Origin of the sequence: Vicingus serpentipes, assembly GCF_007993035.1 — a bacterium.
GTDB classification, from domain to species: Bacteria; Bacteroidota; Bacteroidia; order Flavobacteriales_E; family Vicingaceae; genus Vicingus; species Vicingus serpentipes.
Map to the genome: position 1 here is coordinate 1 of NZ_VOOS01000010.1, position 4530 is coordinate 4530.

3 protein-coding genes are annotated in these 4530 nt (G+C 35.3%); all 3 read left to right on the plus strand.

Annotated elements, in window-relative coordinates:
• Nucleotides 1-421, plus strand: a 421-nt coding sequence (locus tag FRY74_RS12715) for a T9SS type B sorting domain-containing protein (RefSeq protein WP_147102214.1), incomplete at its 5' end; no start/stop codon positions are given.
• 194 nt (nucleotides 422-615) lie between these two features.
• Nucleotides 616-1203, plus strand: a complete 588-nt coding sequence (locus tag FRY74_RS12720; protein ID WP_147102216.1) for a hypothetical protein — start codon at nucleotides 616-618, stop codon at nucleotides 1201-1203.
• A 20-nt stretch (nucleotides 1204-1223) separates the two neighbouring features.
• Nucleotides 1224-4530, plus strand: a 3307-nt coding sequence (locus FRY74_RS12725) for a PKD domain-containing protein (RefSeq protein WP_147102218.1), incomplete at its 3' end; no start/stop codon positions are given.

Genomic DNA, 4530 nt, shown 5'->3' on the forward strand with positions numbered 1-4530 from the left:
TGGTCTTGGAACGAGTCCATTCCCTAACCCATCTTTTGAATTCCCTGGTGATACGATTGGTGAATACCCTGTTACCTTAACCGTTACTGATGCAAATGGTTGTGTAAACAATATTGTTAAAATAGTAATCGTAAATGGCGAATATGGCTTATTTGTGCCAAACACATTTACACCTGATTTTGATAATAAAAATGATGTGTTTTTAGCAAAAGGCTTTGGTATCTCTGATGAAGGATTTAATCTTTCAATCTACGATCGTTGGGGAGAAAAAATATTTGAAGGAACAAACATTGATGATGGTTGGGATGGAACATACAAAGGAACAAATGTTAAAACGGATACCTATGTATGGAAAATCATCTTTAAAGATGTGAACGGGGAACAACACTCAAAAATTGGCCACGTAAATATTATTCAATAAATACACTCAACCATAAAATAATCACAAAAAAAGCCCAGTAATTTACTGGGTTTTTGTGGGTTATATATTTTTTAGAAAATATTTATAATTTGGAAGGCAACCATAATTTTTTCATCTCGTTAGGTAGGTATTGTTTGTTAAAATATACTTATTTTGCAGGCTGAATTGTTAAAATCTAACTAAACAAATTATTTATGAAAATAATAATAAAATTAGTGATGCTTTTTAGTTTCACTTTTATTTCTCTTAACTCATTTTCACAAAATCAATATTTCTATGAATTTTGTGTGCCAGGACTGACTTCAGAAATAGATCAAAATAATATTACTTCGATTCTAAAAGAAATGGGGTTGAGTGAATATAGAGTAGATTATTTTTCTGGAAAAGTTGTCTGTTTTTCTCCTCAGCAGATGGCAGTTAATGATTTTGCTGAAAAATTTAATAATAATAGTTTTTATATCTATTTTTTTAATTCAGGTGTTCAAGGTGTAAATGAACACAATAGCAAAACAATTAAAGAATGGAATAAGTATAATTCAAATAACATATCATCTAAAGTGTTTGTTGTTATTGCTAAATCAGTTTTTTCTGAAATAGAAAAATCAACGTTATTAAGCATTTTTAAATCAAATTTAAGTGTTAACAAAATTGAATTTTCATCAAACAATAAAAAAATAATACTTCATACAAAAAAAACCATTCAAGCAGATGAAGTAAAATCACTTTATTATTCAAGCAATATTGAGAACAAGTTAATTAACCTTGTTGAGATTTATAAATAAAAAAACAACCCTATAACAATATGAGTTCTATTACAAAGTATTTATTTGCTTCATTATTATTGATTGCAAATTTTAGTTTAAAAGCACAATGTCCAGATGATAATGTTTGGTCAGGAGATCCAAATGTTTCAGTTGGTTGTCCAGGATCAACTACTGTAACTCTTGATGCAGGAGAGTATATAAATGTTGATGTTGTAGCAGGTAACATATATACTATTACAACATGTACAGCAGGAAACACGTGTAATTCTAATTTAACTTTAGCAGACTTAGGTACATTAACATCATATGCAACAAATAATGATGGAGGAACAGCAGTTAATGGTTGTTCAGAAATTGTTTGGACATCAACTGTCACAGGTTCATTATCATTACTACTTGATAGGTATCAAAATGCTGGAAATCAATGTCAAAATACTGGTTGTTTAGGAACTTCAATAAGTATTTCATGTGCTCAGCCACCAGCAAATACAGAGCCGTGTGGTGCAGTTGTTTTACCTGTAAATAACTCATGTGTATCACAAACTTTTGATAATACAGGTGTTGGTTCAGGCTATAATATTTTACCTAGTTGTGGTAATTATGTTGGGAATGACTTATGGTTTACATTTACTGTGCCCGCATCTGGTGGAGCAAATGTTGATTTGGGTGCTTTAGGTATGACTGATTCAGGAATGTCTTTATATACTGGTACTGATTGTGGTAATATTGCCGAAGCAACATGTGATGATGATGGAGGTACAGGGACAATGTCAAATGGGGATGCCAATTTCCCTCCTGGAACACAGATATGGGTAAGAGTATGGGGGTATGGCGATGATCAAGGTACTTTTGATATTTGTGTTACAGAAACAACACCAGCAGTTACAGCTTCAGATTGTGGGGATGCAATTAATATATGTTCAAATGCAGGATTCACAATTGATCCAAATGGAATAGGATCTGTAAATGATGTTCCTCCAGTAGGGAGTGTGGGTAATCCAAATAGTGCTCCTTCAAGTACTAATGATGGTTGTTTGTTAGCAGGTGAAAAAAATAGTACTTGGATGATAATAACTGTTGGACAAACAGGGAACTTAGAGTTTTCATTTGGAGCAGGTGGAGCCCAAGCTGGATTTTATGATTGGATTTTATGGCCCTATTCAGGAGATTGTGGAAATATTTCTGCTGGTAATGTTGCTCCTGTTAGTTGTAATTGGAATGCTTCAAGTACAGGAGGGACAGGTGCAGTTAGTTCTGTTCCAGCGGGAGGTAATGCAGGTAATTATGAACCAGCTATTCCGGTAGTTTGTGGTCAACAATATTTAATGTGTTTTTCAAATTATTCTAGTGCTAGTTCTACAGTTCCTGTTGAGTTTGGAGGTACGGCTACGGTTTCTTGTAGTGGTTTTATTAATGTAAGTTCAAATGATATTACAATATGTGAAGGAACTTCAGGCACATTAAATGTAGCTGGAGCTGATTCTTATGTGTGGTCACCAGCAACTGGTTTAAGTGCAACAACAGGAAATACTGTAACAGCATCACCTACAACAACAACAAATTATACTGTTACAGGTACAACAGGTTGTTTAACAGATGATACAACCATCACTGTTGTTGTTGAACCTAAACCAACTATTACTACCAGCTATACAAATCCTTCAACTGGTGCAAATGTGGTTGACGATGTTGTTACAACATGTGGAAATGAAGACATTGTATTAGGAGCTTCTGGTTCAGTAAATGGTTATGTTTGGTTTCCTAATGCTGGGTTAAGTTGTACAACATGTCAGAATCCAACGGTTTCGGTAGGTACAACTAACTTAACTTATTATGTTGTTGGCTACAGTGCTAATAATTGTCCTGATACTACAGAATTTAATATAATAGTAGCGCCTGTTGTTTCTGGATTTAATCAACCTGTTGCTCAATGTATTGAAGGAAATAGTTTTTCATTTACAAATACAGGGACAACTGGAGGTTCATATTCATGGGATTTTGGAGATGGTAATACATCTACTCTTGAAAACCCAACACATACCTATTTAACGGCATCAACATTTACAGTTCAACAAATTGTTACATTGGGGTCTTGTTCAGATACTACGGAATTAACAGTAACAGTAAATCCGTTAGTTGAGCCTACTTTTTCTGCTGTAGCACCACTTTGTCAAAATGCGGCAGCTCCAGTATTACCAACAACCTCGATTAATGCGATTACAGGTACATGGAGTCCAGTAGTTTCAACAGCAACTGCAGGTACTCAAACATATATATTTACTCCTGATGCAGGTCAATGTGCAGACTCTACAACGCTAGATATTACAATAAACCCATTACCAGTTCCGATTGCTTCTGCAGATAGTGTAAGTTGCTTTAGTGGAACAGATGGTTCTGTAACAGTAACAGGTGTAACTGGTACTAGTGCATTCCCTTTTGGATATGGATACTCTTGGACACCAGGTGTTCAAACTACACAAACTGCTACTGGTTTATCAGTTGGTGTTTACACTGTAACTGTTCAAGATTTAGCAACAACATGTAGTGCTCAAACTACCGCTGAAATATTTGAACCTACAGAATTAACTACAACAATAACTCCAGCACCACCATTATGTGCTGGACAAACAGGAAGTGCAACGGCTAACCCAACAGGAGGGACAGGAGCATATACATATTCATGGGATACAGCTCCAGTACAAACTTCACAAACAGCTACAGGGCTTGTTCCTGGTGTTACTTATGAAGTAACAGTAACAGATCATAATAATTGTCAAGTAACAGAAACAGTTACACTAGTTGATGGGGTAACGATTTTAGCAGGTTTTAGCGTAAATGATTCTTCTCAATGTTTAACAGGTAATAATTATGTATTAACAAATACAGGTACATCTGGTGTAACTTATGATTGGGATTTTGGAGATGCTGGGACATCAACTACAGAAAATCCAACACATGGATATGCAGGAGCAGGAACTTATACAATTACACAGATAGCATATCAAGGTACATGTAGAGATACAGTGCAGCAAGTTGTAACGGTTGATCCAATGCCAATACCTTTTGCTTCTGCAGATAGTGTTTTATGTAATGGAGGTGCAACAGGTAGCGCAATAGTAACATCTACAACAAATAGTGCTGGACCATTTACTTATCTATGGGCACCAGGAGGGCAAACAACAGTAAATGCTACAGGCTTAACAGCAGGTGGTTATACCGTAACAGTAACAGATCAAAATACAGGATGTACTGGAGATGTTTCAGTAACCGTTTTTGAACCAGCAGTATTAGCAATAAATCCAGAAGCGCATAATGATCCAATTTGTAATGGAGATGCTACAGGAG